Raw genomic sequence first — 17,232 nt, 5'->3', positions numbered from 1 at the left:
TCGGCACCGTGCACTTCAACGACGCGGGCACGCTGCGCCTGCCCGCGATGCCGGGGTGGGGCGGGTAGGCGGCGCGTGCGCGATACCGGCGCGATGCCGGACGAAGCGGCGCAATCGCGGCGTCGCATGACGATTCCTGACGATCGGATTGCGTATGCCTTGCGTTCGCCGCCACGATCGCGTTTAGACTGCTCCAGTCCGGAGGGCCGGGCGACTTTTCCGAGAGGGGCACCATGGCAGCGAAATTCGTCATCAAGAAAGCGAGCGACGGGCAGTTCCTGTTCCACCTGAAGGCCGGCAACGGCGAGATCATCCTGCGCAGCGAGTTGTACAAGACCAAGGCGTCGGCGGAAAACGGAGTCGCGTCGGTGCGCAAGAACGCGCCGGACGACGCGCGCTACGAGCGCAAGACCGCGAGCAATGGCCAGTTCATGTTCAACCTGAAGGCCGGCAATCACGAGATCATCGGCACGAGCGAGCTGTACAAGGCTGAAGCGGGCCGCGAGAACGGCATCGCGTCGGTGAAGCAGAACGCGCCCGACGCGGCGCTCGACGACGAAAGCTGAACCCGCGCGAGCATCGCGCGGGCGGCGGCATCGGCCGCTGCCCGCGCTTTGCTGCGCAGGCAAAGCGCGGTATGGTGTGATCCGCGCGGCGTGACGCCGCCCGTTGAAGCCAACCGTAACCGAGTACGCGTGACCGATTTCCCTGTTTTCCACTGGACCGACGCCGACGGCGCCGATCATGCCGTGCGCTGGCGCTCCGAAGCCGGCGTGCAACCGCCGAAGCGCGCGGTGCCCGCCGACGACCGCCTCACTGCCGACGCGGCCTACCGCCTTGCATGCGAGGGCACCGCGCTCGTGTGGCAGGGTGATTTCCAGAATGCGCGCCAGCTCGTGCAGGCGATGGCGCGCCGTGTCGAGCGCAAGCCGAAGAAGGCGAAAGCCGCGGCCGGCGTCGACGCATTCAACCTACATCGTCTCGCGCAGTCGCAGCGCGCCCGCACGCTCGGGATGCTGCTGATCCCGCTCGATGCCGACTACACGATCCCGCTGCGCCGCGCGCCTGACGTGCGTGCCGCATGCGAAGAGGCGTACGGGCCCGGCGGCGCACCGTCGGTCGTGTCGTTGCGCGAACTGCTCGGTCTCGTCGGTGCGCACGAATGGCGCAAGAAGGGCGTGCCGATCCCGGCACTCGGCGGCGCGCCGATCCATCCGCACTACGGCGTGTTCTCGCCGGTGCGCGGCGAATACGTCGAACTCGTCGCTCGCGCGCCGCTGCCGGCGACGTCGCTCGCGTTCGATATCGGCACGGGCACCGGCGTGCTGGCGGCCGTGCTTGCGTCGCGCGGCGTCGAGCGTGTCGTTGCGACCGACCAGGACGCACGGGCGCTCGCCTGTGCGCGCGAGAACGTCGAACGGCTTGGCCACACGAGTCGCGTCGAGATCGTCGAGGCCGATCTGTTTCCGGCCGGCCGTGCGCCGCTCGTGGTCTGCAACCCGCCGTGGGTGCCGGCCCGGCCGAGCGCACCGATCGAATACGCGGTCTACGATCCGGACAGCCGCATGCTGCGCGGTTTCCTCGCGGGGCTCGCCGGGCACCTCGAGCCGGGTGGCGAGGGCTGGCTGATCCTGTCCGATTTCGCCGAGTATCTCGGCCTGCGGCCGCGGGACACGCTGCTGCAATGGATCGACGAAGCGGGCCTCGTCGTGCTCGGCCGCGACGACATCCGCCCCGCGCATCCGAAGTCGATGGATGCCGACGATCCGCTGCACGCGGCACGCCAGGCCGAGGTCACGTCGCTCTGGCGGCTCGGCGCGCGAGCCTGACCGCGCATTTTCGGTAAACTATCGCCATTCCTCACGAATTCCCGCCGCCGGGCCGTGGTCGACCGACCGTGGTCCGGCGTCGCTTCACGATGTCGAACAAGACCCACGAAATCCGCCCGGAGCAGTCCGTCGAGCTGCTGAAGGAACTGCACATCCTCACCCGCGACGGGAAGCTGAATCAGGACAGCCGCCGCAAGCTGAAGCAGGTCTATCACCTGTTCCAGTTCATCGAGCCGCTGCTCGCCGGCGTGCAGGCCGACCGTGGCAGCGTGACGCTCGTCGACCACGGCGCCGGCAAGTCGTATCTCGGCTTCATCCTGTACGACCTGTTCTTCAAGCAGCAGGCGGGGCACGGCACGCCGGCGTTCGCGTCGCACGTGTACGGGATCGAGACCCGCGAGGAGCTCGTCACCCGTTCGGCCGAACTCGCCGCGCGGCTCGGGTTCGGTGGCATGTCGTTCCTGAACCTGTCGGTCGCCGATTCGATCACGTCGCCGAAACTGCCTGAAACGGTCGACGTCGTTACCGCGCTGCACGCGTGCGACACGGCGACTGACGACGCGATCCGCTTCGCGCTCGCGAAGCGCGCGCAGCACATCGTGCTCGTGCCGTGCTGCCAGGCGGAAGTCGCGGGCGTGCTGCGCAAGAACAAGGGCAAGTCGCTTGCGAGCGCGCTGACGGAAGTGTGGCGGCATCCGCTGCATACGCGCGAATTCGGCAGCCAGATCACCAACGTGCTGCGCTGCCTGCAGCTCGAAGCGCATGGCTACCAGGTCAGCGTGACCGAGCTGGTCGGCTGGGAGCATTCGATGAAGAACGAGCTGATCATCGCGCAGTACAAGAACCTGCCGCGCCGGCGGCCCGGCGAGCGGTTGAACGAGATCCTCGGGATGTTCGGGCTTGCCGAGCTGAACGCACGTTTCTTCGTGCCGGAAGCCGCGGCGGCGGGCGGCGAGGCCGTCGAACCGGCCGCTAGCTGACTGACGCGGGCCGGCGGGTGCCGGCCGCGCCGCGTGGCGCACGTTGCACGCCGCGTCAGACGTCGTCGCCCGGCCTGCGCATCCATTCGCGCCAGCCGTCGTGGCCGAGGCGGCGCAGCGTTTCCTGATTCCTTTCGTAGATCGCGGACGCGTCCGGGAACGCGTCGACCGCGCGCGCCATGCTGTCCTCGCGCAGCAGGTGCAGGATCGGATACGGCGCGCGGTTCGTGTAGTTCTCGATGTCATCGGGCTCGCTGCCCTCGAACCGGTAGTCCGGATGGAAGCTCGCGATCTGCAGCACGCCGTCGAGCCGCAGTTGCCGCACCAGCCGGTCGGCAAAGAACAGCGCATCGTTGTAGTCGATGAAATCGGCGAACGCATGCGGGAAGATCACGAGCGTCGTGTCGACCTGCTGCGGATCCGCGGCGTCGAGCGCGCGCAGCTCCGTTTCGAGTTCGGCGAGCGCGTCTTCCAGCGTCGTCGCTTCGCTGATCGCGTAGCGCACCTGTTCCTTCACATAGACGCTTTTCGCGAACGGGCACAGATTGAGCCCGATCACCGCGCGCGCGAGCCAGTGCCGCGTGGCGGCGAGGATGTCGTCGTGCGATTCGGGGCGGGTGTCGGTCATCGTGAAGCCAGTCGGGCGGAAGGGCGGTGAGGGCCGCATTGTAGCGGGCGTGCCGTCACGCGCATGCGGCCTCGATCAACTGCGTGACGAGCGCGGGAGCGACGCCGATCGGCGTTTCGCCGTGCCGATAGGTCTGGCTTGCCGCGTAGATGCCTTCGATCACCAGCGCGAGCGAGTCGGCGAGCGCCTGAGGCTGCCGCACGCCGGCGTCATTGCACAGTGCGACGAGCCGCTTCATCAGCTGTTCCTTGTTCTGCGCGACGCGCTCGCGCGCCGGGTGCGACGCATCCGGGAATTCGGCCGCGACGTTGACGAACGGGCAGCCGCGGTAATCCTTCTGCGTCGCGCGCTCGGCGAGATCGACGAAATACTGGATCAGTTGCGCTTTCGGCTGGCCCGGGTGCTTCGCGACGCTCGTATTGAAGCGGTCGAAGAAACACGCATCCATCCGCTCCAGATACGCGAGGATCAGCTCGTCCTTTGACGAGAACTGGCGATACAGGCTCATCTTGTTGACGCCCGCACGCTCCACGACCGCCTCGACGCCCACCGTACGGACGCCTTCCTTGTAAAACAGCTCCTCGGCGGCGCGCAGCAGGTGTTCCTGCGCGGTGGCGCCGTCGATCGGCCGGCGCGTGCGGCGCGCCGCCGGTTTGGCGATCTCGATGCCCGACATGATGACCCTCGTCTGCATATTGAATTGCTTGACATGTTACCGATTGGTCACTACGATCGCAACACACTTGTGACCGGTCGGTAACAAAGCGACCGGATCGACAGACAAATGCCAAGCGTCGGCCCGGGTCAGCCGATGCAGCGTGCGGCGGAGGTGGCCTGGCTGGGTGGGGCGGAGCGGGTGCGCAGGCGCGCGAGCCGCCAACTGGAGAACGCAAAGATGAACTGGGCGGTGACACGAATTGGCGGGCGCTTCCACTACGGATGGCTCGCGGCGGCGGTGGTATTCCTGATCCTGCTGGCAGCGGCCGGCACGCGCGCGACGCCGAGCGTGCTGATGGTGCCGCTCGAACGCGAGCTCGGCTGGAGCCGCGCGGCAATTTCGCTGGCGATTTCGGTGAATATCGCGCTGTACGGACTGACGGGCCCGTTCGCGGCCGCGGCGATGCAGCGCTTCGGGCTGCGCCCGACCATTCTCACCGCGCTCGTGACGATGAGCGCGGGCGTCGCGCTGTCGTCGATGATGACGCAGAGCTGGCAGATGGTAGTGATCTGGGGCCTGATGGTCGGCTGCTCGACGGGCGTGGTCGCACTGACGTTGTCCGCGACCTTCGTTACGCGCTGGTTCCATGCGCGGCGCGGCCTCGTGATGGGGGTCCTGACCGCGAGCACGGCCACCGGCCAGCTCGTGTTCCTGCCGATGCTCGCGGCGATCGCGCAGCGTCATGGCTGGCGGCCGGTCGTCCTTGTCGTCGCGGTCGCGGCTGCGATCGTGATTCCGCTCGTGGCGTTCCTGTTGCCCGAACGGCCGGCCGACGTGCAACTGCGCCCGTACGGCGAGCCGGCCGATACGCCGCCCGCGCCCGAGGCGGCGAAGGAGAACCCGCTCGCGGTCGCGTTCCGTACGCTGCTGATGGCGAGCCGTTCGCGCGATTTCTGGCTGCTGTTCTTCAGCTTCTTCATCTGCGGCGCAAGCACCAACGGTTATGTCGGCACGCACCTGATCGCGATGTGCAGCGACTACGGGATGACGGAAGTGCAGGGCGCGTCGCTGCTCGCGGCGATGGGCGTGTTCGACCTGTTCGGCACGACGTTGTCGGGCTGGCTGTCCGATCGCTACGACAATCGCGTGTTGCTGTTCTGGTACTACGGGCTGCGCGGGCTGTCGCTGATCTACCTGCCGCACGCGTTCGGGATCGATTTCTTCGGGCTGCCGCTGTTCGCGATGTTCTACGGGCTCGACTGGATCGCGACCGTGCCGCCTACCGTGCGGCTCGCGACCGACGTGTTCGGCAAGGCCGCGGCGCCGGTCGTGTTCGGCTGGATCGTCGCCGGCCACCAGCTCGGCGCGGCGTTCGCGGCGCTCGGCGCGGGGCTGCTGCGCGCGAGCCTCGGCACGTACACGATCGCGTCGATGATCTCGGGCGGGCTGTGCATCATCGGTGCGCTGATCGTGCTGCGGATCAACCGCGGCCCGTCGCGCGCAGCCGCGCAGGCGGCCTGAGCGCGGCAATCCGGCAGCCCCGCCGGTCGCGCGGCGGGCGGCCGGCCAATGCATGCACGGCGATTTGCATAGCGCGGGAGGATCGGGCGCGCATCGGCTCAAGCGGGTATGCTTGCGGTTCGCCAGGCGTTCGCGCCCCTTCTTCGATGTCAGCGAGGATCCGCATGTCCGTCAAACCTGCTCCCACCACCGTTTCGATTCACGATCTGATCGCGGGCCGCTGGAGCCCGCGCGCGTATTCGGATGAACCCGTCAGCGCCGGCGATCTGCACGCGGTGCTCGAAGCCGCCCGCTGGGCGCCGTCCGCCTACAACGCGCAGCCGTGGCGCTTCATCGTATTCGATCGCACGCAGGACGAAGACGCATTCAAGCGCGCGTTCGCGACGTTGGTGCCGTTCAACCAGGGCTGGAATGCGCCGGCGCCGGTGCTGATTGCAGTCACCGCGCATACGCTCACGTCGAAGGGCGAACCGGCGCCGACCGCGCTGTATGACGCGGGCGCCGCCGCGATGTCGCTGGTGCTGCAGGCGCACGCGCTGGGCCTGGCCGCCCACCAGATGAGCGGCTTCGACGCGAAGGCATTCCGCGACGCGTTCGCGATCCCGGCCGACGTCGCGATTCCGGCGATCATCTCGCTCGGTCACTACGGCAACGTCGACAAGCTCGATCCCGTGCTGCGCGATCGCGAGAAGGCGCCGCGTACGCGCCATGCGATCGGCGAGGTCGTCTATGCGGGCGCATGGAAGAAGGGCTTCGACGCGGCAGCCTGACCTGCCTGGCGGACGGGCCGCATCGCGCATCCCGCCCGCATGTCTCCCCGGCGCGCCGCCCGCGCGCCGTCGCCGCCGGGGCCCGTTACGCGGCACCGGTGGCTGGCCCCGGTTGTGATCCCGCGGGCTTCATGTTAAAAAGCCCGTCCTTTCCGTTTTCGCGCCGGCCCTGCTGCGGCAACTTCCCATGACTTACTGCGCGATCGATTTCGGCACGTCCAATTCCGCCGTGGCGCTGCCCGACGGCGACGGCATGCGCCTCGCGCCCGTCGAGGGCGACCACCTGACGCTGCCCACCGCGATCTTCTTCAACAACGACGAAGAGACGGTCGAATACGGCCGCGCGGCGCTGGCGTCCTATATCGACGGTTTCGACGGCCGGCTGATGCGCTCGATGAAGAGCATCCTCGGCTCGCCGCTCGCGGAAACGACGACCGATCTCGGCGACGGCAGCGCGATCGCGTACACCGAAATCATCGCGCGCTTCCTGACGCACCTTAAGCGCAAGGCCGAAGCCCGCGCGGGCGCGCCGATCGGTCGTGCGGTGCTCGGCCGGCCCGTGTTCTTCGTCGACGACGATCCGCGCGCCGACCGCCTCGCCCAGGACCAGCTCGAGGCCGCCGCGCGGTCGGTCGGCTTCAAGGATGTCCAATTCCAGTACGAACCGATCGCGGCCGCGTTCGACTACGAATCGCGCCAGCAGGCGGAGCGCCTCGTGCTCGTCGCCGACATCGGCGGCGGCACGTCCGACTTTTCGCTCGTGCGCGTCGGGCCTGAACGGATGGCGCGGCTCGAGCGCAAGGACGACGTGCTGGCCCATCACGGTGTGCACGTCGCGGGCACCGATTACGACCGACGTGTCGAGCTTGCAGCGATCCTGCCCGCATTCGGCTACCGTTCGCTCGACTCTGAAGGGCGCGAGCTGCCGAACAAGATTTACTTCGATCTCGCGACCTGGCACTTGATCAACACGGTCTACACGCCGAAGCGGCTCGGCGAGCTGAAGCTGATGAAGCACCTGTACCGGGAGGTGCAGCAGTACGACCGGCTCACGAGCGTGGTCGAGCAGCGGCTCGGGCACGCGCTGATGGCGCGCGCGGAAGAAGCGAAGATCGGCGTCGCGGCGGGCGGGGAGACGATGATCGACCTGAACGACGTGGAAGAGGATCTGCAGATCGCGTTCGACGCCGACCGCCTCGTCGATGCGAGCCATGACGACACCGCGCGCATCGTCGATGCTGCGCGCGAGACGGTGCGGCTCGCGGGCGTTGCGCCGCGCGACGTCGGCGCGCTGTATTTCACCGGCGGCTCGACGGGGCTCGCGTTCCTGTCGGGCGCGCTCGCGGGTGCGTTCCCGGATGCACAGCCGGTGTTCGGCGACCGCCTCGCGAGTGTCGCGACGGGGCTCGGTATTCACGCGCAGCGATTATTCGGTTGAATACGGGCGGTTGAAAAGCCGCCATGCCGGACAACCGGCGCCGAAAAACAAAAAGCCCCGCCGAAGCGGGGCTTTTTTCACGAATTATCGCGCCAAGCTTAGACCGGACGGATGTTCGCAGCTTGCAGACCCTTCGGGCCCGTCTTCACTTCGAATTCAACCTTCTGGTTTTCTTGCAGCGTCTTGAAGCCTTCGACGCGGATTTCCGAGAAGTGCGCGAACAGATCGTCGCCGCCGCCTTCCGGGGTGATGAAGCCGAAGCCCTTTGCGTCATTGAACCACTTGACGGTACCGGTTGCCATGTTACTTGTTCCTAAAAAGATAAAACGGGGCCGAAGCCCATGGGGTGCGGAAAATCAAGGAAGGGGTAATAGGACCAACCGGAGTACCGTTGATGGGCGAACTACGAAAGAACCAATTCACTCGCCACTTGAAATCCTGCGAAGTCCTTTATACGGCTTATCCCCCGCGTGGTCAACCGTATTTCCGTGGACTCAGGGTTATTGCGGAGATCAGGTTTACAAAGCTTGCAAACGATGCGAATTTTTTGTAGGGGCCGAACGATTTTGGCGCCACGTTTCAGGTGCAACCGTTAAACTACGCGCCGCGTGGACGGGTTGCCCTGATCGGGTGGCTCGCCCCCCCAAAATTGCGTGCGCGGTGCAGTCCGAGCCGATCCCGGACCGCGGGCCGACCATGCTTTTTGAGACACAGGAGAGGATGTGAAGAGTTCTATTCAACGGAACATCGGCCCGTTTGCATTGATGCTGACGGGGCTGGGTTCGATTATCGGCTCGGGCTGGCTGTTCGGCGCCTGGAAGGCCGCGAAGATTGCCGGTCCGGCGGCGATCTGCGCGTGGATCATCGGCGCTGTCGTGATTCTCGCAATTGCACTGACGTATGCGGAACTGGGCGCGATGTTCCCCGAGTCGGGCGGCATGGTGCGCTACGCGCGCTACTCGCATGGTTCACTGGTCGGCTTCATCAGCGCCTGGGCGAACTGGATCGCGATCGTATCCGTGATCCCGATCGAGGCCGAGGCTTCGATCCAGTACATGAGCACGTGGCCGTATCCGTGGGCGCACGCGCTATTCGTGAACGGCGAGTTGACAGTACCAGGCCTGCTGCTGTCGGCCGTGCTGGTCGTCATCTACTTCATGCTGAACTACTGGGGCGTGAAGGCGTTTGCCCGTGCGAACACCGCGATCACGATCTTCAAGTTCCTGATCCCCGGCCTCACGATCCTCGGCCTGATGCTGACGAGCTACCATCCGGAGAACCTCGGCACCGCATCCAATGCAAGCTTTGCGCCGTACGGCTGGTCGGCGGTGCTGACCGCGGTCGCGACGAGCGGCATCGTGTTCGCGTTCAACGGCTTCCAGAGCCCGGTGAACCTCGCGGGCGAGGCGCGTAACCCGTCGCGCAGCGTGCCGTTCGCGGTGATCACGTCGATCCTGATCGCGCTCGTGATCTACGTGCTGCTGCAGATGGCGTATATCGGTTCGGTGAATCCGGCCGACGTCGCGCAGGGCTGGTCGCACTTCAACTTCAAGTCGCCGTTCGCCGAACTGGCGATCGCGCTGAACCTGAACTGGCTCGCGATCCTGCTGTACGTCGACGCGTTCGTCAGCCCGAGCGGCACCGGCACGACCTACATGGCGACGACCACCCGCATGATCTACGCGATGGAGCGCAACAACACGATGCCGAAGATGTTCGGCAATGTGCATCCGCTCTACGGCGTGCCGCGTCAGGCGATGTGGTTCAACCTGATGGTTTCGTTCATCTTCCTGTTCTTCTTCCGCGGCTGGAGCTCGCTCGCGGCGGTGATCTCGGTCGCGACGGTGATTTCGTACCTGACCGGCCCGATCAGCCTGATGGCGCTGCGCCGCGCGGCGACCGACATCGAGCGTCCGCTGTCGATTCCGCTGATGAAGCTGATCGCCCCGTTCGCATTCGTCTGCGCATCGCTGATCCTGTACTGGGCGAAGTGGCCGCTGACGGGCGAGATCATCCTGCTGATGATCGTCGCGCTGCCGGTGTACTTCTACTTCCAGTCGAAGTCGGGCTGGACCGGCTGGGGTGACGACCTGAAGGCCGCATGGTGGCTGGTCGCGTACCTGCCGACGATGGCCGTGCTGTCGCTGATCGGCAGCAAGGAGTTCGGCGGCCACGGCGTGCTGCCGTACGGCTGGGACATGCTGATCGTCGCGGCCATCGCGCTGGTGTTCTACTTCTGGGGCGTGAATACCGGCTACCGGACCAAGTATCTCGACGAGCGTGAATCGCACGACGAGATCCTCGAAGGGATCGGTGCCTGACGCGTGACCTGTCGCCGGATTCGGCGGCGGCAGCAAGCAGCGGAAAAAAACCCGCCCGAGCGATGCTCGGGCGGGCTTTTTGTTTAGCGGTCGAACGGTAGCCGCGCGCCGCTCAGGCGGCCGTGCTCGCGAATACGTAGTTCGTCATCGCGAGCACACGCTGGTACGTGCCGAGCGACTGGATACCGAGCTGGTAGTCGTCGTCCGCCGCGCCGAGCGCCGTGAACACCGGCAGCAGGTGTTCGTCGGTCGGATGCATCAGCGCCGCGTGCGGCGCCTGCCGGCGGTAGTCGAGCAACGCGTCGACGTCGCGCGCGGCCAGCTTCGCCTCGAACCAGTCGGTGAATTCCGCGACGCGCGGATCCGCATCCTCGGGGGCCGCACTGAAATCGGCGGCGCGCAGGTTGTGCGTGATCTGGCCCGAGCCGATCACCATCACGCCTTCGTCGCGCAGCGGTCGCAGCGCGCGGCCGAGCGCGAAGTGGTGGGCGGCATCCGCGCGCGGCTGGATCGACAATTGCGCCACCGGCACATCGGCTTCCGGGAACATCAGCAGCATCGGTACCCATGCGCCGTGGTCGAGGCCGTGCTCGGTCGTCGCGGTCTCGATGCCGGCCGCATTCAGCAGCCCGGCCGCGCGCTCGGCGACGTCGGGCGCGCCCGGCGCCGGGTAGCGGATGTCGTACAGCGCCTGCGGAAAGCCGTAGAAATCGTGGATCGTTTCCGGATGCGCGGCGACGCTGGCGACGGGGCGCTGCGTGCCCCAGTGCGCGGACAGCATCAGCACCGCGCGCGGGCGCGGCAATTCGGCGCCAAGGTGGGTGAACGCGCCGGACGGCAGCGTCGGGTCGATCGGCAGCGTCGGGGCGCCGTGGGACAGGTAGAGCGAAGGCAAGCGGTTCATGGTGGTGGCCTGCAAAGGGATTTGCCTGTGACTATAGGCGCGCACCGGATATTGATAAATCCGCGCTGAGGAATTTGATTGACGCTTGTTTGTTGATAATTCGGGCGACGCGGCGCGCTCTGTGGCACGTTAGTACTGTATTCGTGAAATCGAATGAATTTGCAGTGTAATCGGCGAAGATGCGCGAAGAACGGGCCTGCGGAAGTGCGCTTACTGAGCGTGCCGGATGCCGGCCCACGGCGTTGTCAGCGGTGCGCTGAGCGCGAACAGGTCGAGCACGCGCGTGACGGTCTGATCGACGAGTTCCTCGATCGTCTTCGGCATCGCGTAGAACGCGGGTAGCGGCGGGAAGACGATGCCGCCCATTTCGGTGACGGCCGTCATGTTGCGCAGATGCGCGAGGTTGAACGGCGTTTCGCGCACCATCAGCACGAGGCGGCGGCGTTCCTTCAACGTGACGTCGGCCGCGCGCGTGATCAGGTTGTCGGACAGCCCGTGCGCGACGCTCGCGAGCGTCTTCATCGAGCAGGGCGCGATCACCATCCCGTCGGTCGCGAACGACCCCGACGCGATCGTCGCGCCGACGTCGCGCACCGAATGCACGACGTCCGCACGGCTTTCGACATCGGCCTTCGACAGCTTCAGTTCGTGCTGGATGTTGAGCCAGCCGGCGTTCGAAATCAGCAGGTGCGTTTCGACGCCGCCGGCGGCGCGCAGCAGGTCGAGCAGCCGGACGCCGTAGATCGCGCCGGTGGCGCCGGTGATCGCGACGATCAGCCGGCGTGGCGGCGCGCTGGGAGATGCCATCGAAAGGGGGCGTATTACGCGGCGGCGAACAGTTGCTGCAGTTCGCCCGACTGGTACATCTCCATCATGATGTCCGAGCCGCCGATGAATTCGCCCTTCACGTAGAGTTGCGGGATGGTCGGCCAGTTCGAGAATTCCTTGATGCCCTGGCGGATCTCGTCGTCTTCGAGCACGTTGACCGTCTTGAACTGGTCGACGCCGCAGGCTTTCAGCACCTGGACGGCGCGGCCCGAAAAGCCGCACATCGGGAATTGCGCGTTGCCCTTCATGAAGAGCACGACCTGGTTTTCGTCGACGATTTGCTTGATACGTTGTTGGGTGTCCATGACTGACCTTGCGTTAGCGGGGCGTTAGATCGAAATGATAGCGGATTTCAACCGGGCGGGCCGGGCATCAACCCGGCAGGCGGCCGCCTGTCGTGCGTTCGATGGCGGCCAGATCGGCGAGCGATTCGACCGAGACGAAGCCGTGCGAGGCGAGCACCGCGCGCACGGCCTCGGCCTGGTCGTAGCCATGCTCGATCCAGAGCGTGCCGCCCGGTTTCAGGTAGGTGCCGGCGCCCGCGACGATCGTGCGGATCGCGCTGAGGCCGTCGGCATCGTCGGTGAGTGCGCCGCGCGGCTCGAAACGCAGGTCGCCCTGCGCGAGGTGCGGATCGTGCTGCGCGATATACGGCGGGTTGCTGACGATCGTGTCGAATGCGAGCGCCGGATCGAGTGCCGCGTACCAGTCGCTCTCCAGCCAGTGCAGCGCGCCACCGGGACGGTGCGTGTCGAGCAGCTTGCCGGCGTTGCGTTGAGCGACCGCGAGTGCGGCCGGCGAACGGTCGAGCGCCCACACGCGGGCATCGGGCCGCTCGGCGGCGATCGACACGGCGATCGCGCCGCTACCGGTGCCGAGATCGAGCACGGCCGGATGAGGCAGTCCGTCGATCGCATCGAGTGCGGCTTCGACGAGCAGCTCGGTCTCGGGGCGCGGGATCAGCACGTCGGGCGTCACGTCGAACGGCCGGCCGAAGAATTCGCGCATCCCGACGAGCTGTGCGACGGGCTCGCCGGCCATGCGGCGCGCCTCGAGCACGCGGTAGCGTTCGACCGCGGCCGCGTCGAGCGGCGCGTCGCCGCGTGTGATCAGCTGCGTGCGGGTCCAGCCGAGTGCGTGCGCGAGCAGCACGCGCGCATCGACCGCGTCGAGCGGGGATGCGCGCAGCAGGTCGTCGGCGGTCGTGTCGGGCATCGCGGCCTCAGTCGGCATCGCCGAGCGACGCGAGCAGTTCGGCCTGGTGCTCGCTGACCAGCGCGCGGATCAGTTCGTCGAGGTCGCCGTCCATGAGCGCCTCGAGCCGGTACAGCGTCAGGTTGATCCGGTGGTCGGTCATCCGGCCCTGCGGGAAGTTGTACGTGCGGATCCGTTCCGAGCGGTCGCCGGAGCCGATCAGGCTCTTGCGCGTCGCAGCTTCCTTCGCGTGCTGCTCGTGATACTGCTTGTCCTTGATGCGCGCGGCGAGCACCTTCAGCGCGCGATCCTTGTTCTTGTGCTGCGAGCGGTCGTCCTGGCACTCGACGACGATCCCGGTCGGGATGTGCGTGACGCGCACCGCCGAATCGGTCTTGTTGATGTGCTGGCCGCCTGCGCCGGACGCACGGAACGTGTCGATCCGCAGATCGGCCGGATTGATCTCGACCTCGCTGATCTCGTCGGCTTCCGGCATCACCGCGACCGTGCACGCGGACGTGTGGATGCGCCCCTGCGTTTCGGTCGCGGGCACGCGCTGCACGCGATGGCCGCCCGATTCGAACTTCAGGCGCGAATACGCACCCTGGCCCGCGATCCGCACGATCACTTCCTTGTAGCCGCCGAGATCGGACGCGCTCTCCGACATCATTTCGACCTGCCAGCGCTGGCGTTCCGCGAAGCGCAGGTACATGCGCAGCAGGTCGCCTGCGAACAGCGCCGATTCGTCGCCGCCGGTGCCCGCGCGGATCTCGACGAAGATGTTGCGGTCGTCGTTCGGATCCTTCGGCAGCAGCATCTTCTGCAGCTCGGTCTCGAGGCGGCTCATGCTCTCTCGCGCGCTGCGGATTTCGTCTTCCGCGAAGTCGCGCATCGACAGATCGCCGAGCAGCTCCTGCGCTGCCGTCTCGTCGCTGCGCGACTGGCGCCACAGCGCGTACTGCTCGACCACCGGGCCGAGTTCCGCATGTTCACGCGTGAGCTTGCGGTACTGGTCGAGGTCGGCCGTGACGTTTTCGCGGCTCAGCAGGTCGTTCAGTTCGGCCAGCCGTGTGGACAGCTGGTCGAGCTTGCGTTGCATGCTCGTCTTCATGGTGTGGAGCGGCGCTCCCGGGCAAGGGGTATTCGGAAAGGATAGGCCGGCGCGCGGCCGGCGGCAGGGCGATCGGCCGGCGCTAGTGGCCGGACTGGTCGTTCGAGCGCGGTGCGTGCTGGTAGAAGCCGCGCATCAGGTCGATCAGCGAATCGCGATCGGCGCCGTTCACGCGGTTGAGCGCGCTCGTCGGGCCGTGGATCAGCTTGTTGGTCAGCGCCTGCGACAGCGCTTCGAGCACGGCGGCCGGATCGTCGCCGCGCGCGAGCAGCTTCTGCGCCTTGTCGACTTCGGCCCGGCGCAGCGCGTCGGCCTGCGTATGCATGTGACGGATCACCGGCACGACGCTGCGCGTGTCGAGCCATTGCATGAAATTCTGCACGCGCGTCTCGATGATCGCTTCGGCCTGCGCGACCGCAGCCTGGCGCGATGCGTTGCCTTCGCGCACGATCGCGCCGAGATCGTCGACGGTGTAGAGGAACACGTCCTTCAGCTTGCCGACTTCGGGTTCGATGTCGCGCGGTACCGCGAGGTCGACCATGAAGATCGGCCGGTGGCGGCGCGCCTTCACCGCGCGCTCGACGGCGCCGAGGCCGATGATCGGCAGCGTCGACGCCGTGCACGACACGATGATGTCGAATTCGTGCATGCGGGTCGGCAGATCCGCGAGCGGCATCGCGCGGCCGTTGAAGCGCTCGGCGAGCCGCTGGCCGCGTTCGGCCGTGCGGTTCGCGACGACGAGTTCGCGCGGACCTTGCGCGGCGAAGTGCGTCGCGCACAACTCGATCATCTCGCCGGCGCCGATGAACAGCACGCGCTGATCGGACACTTTTTCGAAGATCCGTTGCGCGAGGCGCACCGCGGCGGCGGCCATCGACACTGACTGCGTGCCGATTTCGGTCGTTCCGCGCACTTCCTTCGCCACCGCGAACGTGCGCTGGAACAGCTGGTTCAGATAGGTGCCGAGCGCGCCGGCTTCCGTCGCGGTGCGCACGGCATCCTTCATCTGGCCCAGGATCTGGGTTTCGCCGAGCACCATCGAATCGAGGCCGGAGGCGACGCGGAATGCGTGCCGGACCGCTTCCGACTGCGGCAGCGCATAGACGTGCGGCGCGAGCTCGTCGACCGAAATCCGGTGATACTCCGACAGCCAGCGGACCGCGCCTTCGCGTGCTGCGCGATCGTCTGTCGCGCAATACAGTTCGGTGCGGTTGCAGGTGGAGAGGATCGCCGCTTCGGGCGTATTGGGCGCCTGGGGGCCGAGAAACACGTTCTTGAACGTGACGAGAGCCGGCTTGATCTGCTCGAGCGGAAACGCCACGCGTTCGCGCAGGGCGACAGGCGCAGTGTGGTGATTGATTCCGATCGTGAGGAGTTGCATATCGAGGGCTATCGTTTAGCCCCATATTATAGCGTTTCAGCGATTTCCTCACTCGCTGCATACCGGGCATCAGCATGGCGGGGCCGGGAATTTGGGGGCTCGATCGGCACGCGGTCGAGCTGATAGCCGTAGCCGTAGAGCGGCAGCAGCCGGTAGCCGCGCTCCGGAAGGAGATGCAGCTTGCTGCGCAGCCGGGACGCGTGGGTGTCGAGCGTGCGCGACTTCATGTCGCGGCGGCGCGCCCACACCGTTTCGAGAATATGGGCGCGCGACACGGGCCGCGACAGGTTCGCGAACAGCAACTGCGCGAAACGGAACTCCTTCGGCGTGAGTGAAACGATTGCGTCGCCGAAACGCACGAGGCAGTGCGTGGCGTCGAATGCGTATTCGCCATACATTTCGCGCGAGCGGGTGGGCGGCCGGCGCACGCCGGCGCGCCGGCTCAGCGCGTTGACGCGCGCGAGCAGCTCGGGCCCGCTCACGGGGCGCACGAGGCAATCGTCGGCACCTGCGTGCAGGCACGATACGATTTCGCTTTCGCGCGGCAACTGCATCACGGCGATGGCCGGCAGCCCGGGCAGGATGGTCTGCGCGCGCGGAATGACTTCCTCGGCCGGCTGGTCGCCGGCCCAGTGGCCGGTGATCAGCATGTCGCAGGTGTCGGTGGCGAGCCACTCGAAGAACGCCGTGCTGGACGGAAACGTGTGGCACACATGACCGCCTGCAAAGAGCAGGCGGTTCAGGAGCGCGGCATGGCGCGCGTCCGGATCGATCAGAGCGATTCGCATAAGAATTTCTTCAATACGGCAGCCGGTGCGCGCTTGCCATAACGTCAAGTCGGCCCCTACACTCGAATGTTCGCGGCACCCGGCTGGTCTCGGGTTCGATGGATGAATCGATGCTAGCCGCTGGCAACGTTCACGCCTATGGGACGAATCTGAATTTATAGAAGGCGTCGAATGAACTGGTTTGGAATCCTTGTCCTGGGAGCGGCCGTCGGGCTGTTCGGCCGATGGCTGCATCCGATGCGGCGCACGGGCCGGCCGGCGTGGTGGATCGCGGTGCTCGCCGGCATCGTCGGCGCGGCCACAGCCCGCGTGGCCGGCAATCTCTCTGGACTGTTTTACGATGGCGAGACGCTCGAATGGCCGGTCTGCACCGGTGTCGCGTTCCTCGTCGTAGCCGTGACGGTCGCGCTGTCGGCCCGTCGCTGAATGCTCTCAGGTGAAATCATGAATTCCCGTCTTCCCGAAGTCTCGCCGGTGCCGGCCCGCCTCGCGCTGCTGCGTGGTGCCATGGCCCGCGAGGACCTGGCCGCCTATCTCGTGCCGTCCGCCGATCCCCATCTGTCCGAGTATCTGCCGGAGCGCTGGCAGGCTCGCCGCTGGCTGTCCGGCTTCACGGGCTCGGTCGGCACGCTGGTCGTGACCGCGGATTTCGCGGGGCTGTGGGTCGACAGCCGCTACTGGGTGCAGGCCGACGCCGAACTGGCCGGTACGGGCGTGCAGCTGATGAAGATGACGGGCGGGCAGCAGAGCGCGCCGCACGTCGACTGGCTCGCGCAGAACGTGGCGGCGGGTATGACGGTCGGCGTCGACGGCGCCGTGCTTGGCGTCGCGGCCGCACGCGGGCTGACGGGCGCGCTGAACGCGCGCGGCATCGCGCTGCG

General features: G+C 66.7%; 20 protein-coding genes. 9 read left to right on the top strand and 11 right to left on the bottom strand.

What is annotated here, in order from left to right; genetic code table 11:
* Positions 1-253 (bottom strand): hypothetical protein (locus G3O06_RS40220; RefSeq protein WP_205819417.1); only part of this gene is annotated, 253 nt, incomplete at its 3' end.
* On the opposite strand from G3O06_RS40220, the gene G3O06_RS40215 reads away from it, so the two are divergent.
* From G3O06_RS40215 to G3O06_RS40205, 3 genes are all read left to right on the top strand, one after another.
* The gene (locus G3O06_RS40215) at positions 234-566 is read left to right on the top strand and encodes a YegP family protein (protein ID WP_174917403.1); all 333 of its coding nucleotides are present in this window, start codon (positions 234-236) and stop codon (positions 564-566) included. The two genes, G3O06_RS40220 and G3O06_RS40215, sit on opposite strands and share 20 nt — an antisense overlap.
* Before the next feature lie 129 nt (positions 567-695).
* Positions 696-1,829 (top strand): class I SAM-dependent methyltransferase, encoded by a 1,134-nt coding sequence (locus G3O06_RS40210; protein ID WP_205819416.1) that lies wholly within the window; start codon positions 696-698, stop codon positions 1,827-1,829.
* 89 nt (positions 1,830-1,918) lie between these two features.
* The gene (locus G3O06_RS40205) at positions 1,919-2,809 is read left to right on the top strand and encodes an SAM-dependent methyltransferase (protein ID WP_174987563.1); all 891 of its coding nucleotides are present in this window, start codon (positions 1,919-1,921) and stop codon (positions 2,807-2,809) included.
* Positions 2,810-2,864: 55 nt separating this feature from the next.
* Here the strand turns inward: G3O06_RS40205 and G3O06_RS40200 are convergent, their stop codons facing one another.
* Both G3O06_RS40200 and G3O06_RS40195 read right to left on the bottom strand, forming a co-directional pair.
* Positions 2,865-3,437 carry a DUF1415 domain-containing protein gene (locus G3O06_RS40200; RefSeq protein ID WP_205819415.1) on the bottom strand — a complete coding sequence of 191 codons (573 nt, stop codon included), beginning with the start codon at positions 3,435-3,437 and terminating at the stop codon, positions 2,865-2,867.
* 55 nt (positions 3,438-3,492) lie between these two features.
* On the bottom strand, positions 3,493-4,113 hold the full coding sequence (locus tag G3O06_RS40195) for a TetR/AcrR family transcriptional regulator (RefSeq protein WP_205819418.1): 621 nt from the start codon (positions 4,111-4,113) through the stop codon (positions 3,493-3,495).
* 219 nt (positions 4,114-4,332) lie between these two features.
* Between G3O06_RS40195 and G3O06_RS40190 the strand changes: the two genes are divergently transcribed.
* The 3 genes from G3O06_RS40190 (at position 4,333) to G3O06_RS40180 (ending at position 7,824) form a co-directional block, all read left to right on the top strand.
* A complete protein-coding gene (locus G3O06_RS40190) occupies positions 4,333-5,616 on the top strand; it encodes an MFS transporter (RefSeq protein ID WP_205819414.1) in 1,284 nt (427 codons plus the stop codon).
* A 164-nt stretch (positions 5,617-5,780) separates the two neighbouring features.
* Positions 5,781-6,386 (top strand): nitroreductase family protein, encoded by a 606-nt coding sequence (locus tag G3O06_RS40185; RefSeq protein WP_174917398.1) that lies wholly within the window; start codon positions 5,781-5,783, stop codon positions 6,384-6,386.
* Positions 6,387-6,573: 187 nt separating this feature from the next.
* Positions 6,574-7,824: an Hsp70 family protein gene (locus tag G3O06_RS40180; protein WP_205819413.1), complete on the top strand. Its 1,251-nt coding sequence runs from the start codon at positions 6,574-6,576 to the stop codon at positions 7,822-7,824.
* A 98-nt stretch (positions 7,825-7,922) separates the two neighbouring features.
* Here the strand turns inward: G3O06_RS40180 and G3O06_RS40175 are convergent, their stop codons facing one another.
* Positions 7,923-8,126, bottom strand: a complete 204-nt coding sequence (locus G3O06_RS40175) for a cold-shock protein (RefSeq protein ID WP_006477070.1) — start codon at positions 8,124-8,126, stop codon at positions 7,923-7,925.
* Positions 8,127-8,546: 420 nt separating this feature from the next.
* Here G3O06_RS40175 and G3O06_RS40170 point away from each other — a divergent pair, with 420 nt between their 5' ends.
* On the top strand, positions 8,547-10,145 hold the full coding sequence (locus G3O06_RS40170) for an APC family permease (protein ID WP_174917396.1): 1,599 nt from the start codon (positions 8,547-8,549) through the stop codon (positions 10,143-10,145).
* 112 nt (positions 10,146-10,257) lie between these two features.
* Here G3O06_RS40170 and G3O06_RS40165 read toward each other — a convergent pair whose 3' ends face one another.
* The 7 genes from G3O06_RS40165 to G3O06_RS40135 form a co-directional block, all read right to left on the bottom strand.
* Positions 10,258-11,049, bottom strand: a complete 792-nt coding sequence (locus tag G3O06_RS40165) for a class III extradiol ring-cleavage dioxygenase (RefSeq protein ID WP_174917395.1) — start codon at positions 11,047-11,049, stop codon at positions 10,258-10,260.
* Positions 11,050-11,259: 210 nt separating this feature from the next.
* Positions 11,260-11,856, bottom strand: coding sequence for a UbiX family flavin prenyltransferase (locus tag G3O06_RS40160; RefSeq protein WP_048251007.1), 597 nt, complete (start codon positions 11,854-11,856; stop codon positions 11,260-11,262).
* A 14-nt stretch (positions 11,857-11,870) separates the two neighbouring features.
* Complete coding sequence (gene grxD, locus G3O06_RS40155; protein WP_011883132.1) at positions 11,871-12,182, bottom strand: Grx4 family monothiol glutaredoxin; 312 nt, start codon at positions 12,180-12,182, stop codon at positions 11,871-11,873.
* A gap of 67 nt (positions 12,183-12,249) precedes the next feature.
* The gene (gene prmC / locus G3O06_RS40150) at positions 12,250-13,092 is read right to left on the bottom strand and encodes a peptide chain release factor N(5)-glutamine methyltransferase (RefSeq protein WP_205819412.1); all 843 of its coding nucleotides are present in this window, start codon (positions 13,090-13,092) and stop codon (positions 12,250-12,252) included.
* Positions 13,093-13,099: 7 nt separating this feature from the next.
* The gene (prfA, locus tag G3O06_RS40145) at positions 13,100-14,182 is read right to left on the bottom strand and encodes a peptide chain release factor 1 (RefSeq protein ID WP_174917393.1); all 1,083 of its coding nucleotides are present in this window, start codon (positions 14,180-14,182) and stop codon (positions 13,100-13,102) included.
* A gap of 82 nt (positions 14,183-14,264) precedes the next feature.
* Positions 14,265-15,563 (bottom strand): glutamyl-tRNA reductase, encoded by a 1,299-nt coding sequence (gene hemA / locus G3O06_RS40140; protein ID WP_174917392.1) that lies wholly within the window; start codon positions 15,561-15,563, stop codon positions 14,265-14,267.
* 26 nt (positions 15,564-15,589) lie between these two features.
* Positions 15,590-16,351 carry a response regulator transcription factor gene (locus G3O06_RS40135; RefSeq protein WP_174917391.1) on the bottom strand — a complete coding sequence of 254 codons (762 nt, stop codon included), beginning with the start codon at positions 16,349-16,351 and terminating at the stop codon, positions 15,590-15,592.
* A gap of 171 nt (positions 16,352-16,522) precedes the next feature.
* Between G3O06_RS40135 and G3O06_RS40130 the strand changes: the two genes are divergently transcribed.
* Together G3O06_RS40130 and G3O06_RS40125 are read left to right on the top strand one after the other, a co-directional pair.
* Positions 16,523-16,777: a hypothetical protein gene (locus tag G3O06_RS40130; protein ID WP_205819411.1), complete on the top strand. Its 255-nt coding sequence runs from the start codon at positions 16,523-16,525 to the stop codon at positions 16,775-16,777.
* A gap of 18 nt (positions 16,778-16,795) precedes the next feature.
* A partial coding sequence (locus G3O06_RS40125) for an aminopeptidase P family N-terminal domain-containing protein (protein ID WP_205819410.1) occupies positions 16,796-17,232 on the top strand: 437 nt, incomplete at its 3' end.

Source organism: Burkholderia sp. Ac-20345 (assembly GCF_017104825.1).
GTDB classification, from domain to species: domain Bacteria; phylum Pseudomonadota; class Gammaproteobacteria; order Burkholderiales; family Burkholderiaceae; genus Burkholderia; species Burkholderia lata_B.
This window is presented reverse-complemented; position numbering and strand designations above follow the sequence as displayed.